Consider the following 834-nt stretch of genomic DNA (forward strand, 5'->3'; position numbering starts at 1 on the left):
AATGGTGTCATCTTTGATATCGCGTCATACAACACAACAATTGATGAGAATGCGAATAGAAGTCAGCTTCTCCCTAGGGTGTGTTAAAAAACTATGGTAACATCCTGCGGTTTTAATTTAGGTAGCAATCATAGATGTTGGATCAAGTAAAAGTCGTACTCGTAGGTACCTCACATTCTGGCAATATTGGCTCAGCAGCCCGAGCAATGAAGGTGATGGGTTTAAGCCAACTTGTATTGGTCGATCCACAATGTGAAGTGGATGAACAAACGCTAGCACTGGCCGCTGGTGCCGCTGATATCGCTCAGAATGCTCAAGTCGTAAGCACACTGGAAGAAGCTATTGAAGACTGTGGTCTTGTGGTCGGTTCAAGTGCTCGCTCTCGCACACTAGAATGGCCAATGCTTGAGCCACGTGAATGTGGTGAAAAGTTTGCAGTTGAAGGCCAAAAACATCCGGTAGCTTTAGTGTTTGGGCGTGAAAGAACAGGCCTAACTAACGAAGAGCTACAAAAGTGCCACTATCATGTATGCATTCCTGCTAACCCTGAATACAGTTCCTTGAACTTAGCGATGGCGGTTCAAACGCTAAGCTATGAAGTTCGTGTTGCTCATCTTAATCTTGAGCAGAAACAATTCTCACCAGTTGAAGTCGAAGAGTATCCTCGTCATAAAGAGCTAGAAATGTTCTTTGACCATCTTGAAAAGGTCATCGTAGAGACCCAGTTTATAAACAAAGAACAACCTGGCCAGGTGATGAATAAATTGCGTCGTCTTTTCTCTCGAGCACGACCAGAGACTCAGGAGTTGAATATTCTTCGCGGTATTTTGACCT

Annotated in this window: 1 protein-coding gene; it reads left to right on the forward strand. The window is 44.1% G+C overall.

Annotation, left to right across the window (positions count from 1 at the left end; genetic code table 11):
* Positions 1 to 134: 134 nt before the first annotated feature.
* Positions 135 to 834 (forward strand): tRNA (cytosine(32)/uridine(32)-2'-O)-methyltransferase TrmJ (trmJ, locus tag R7R24_RS25790; protein WP_318119972.1); only part of this gene is annotated, 700 nt, incomplete at its 3' end.

The sequence above is a fragment of the Vibrio sp. 704 genome, assembly GCF_033339295.1.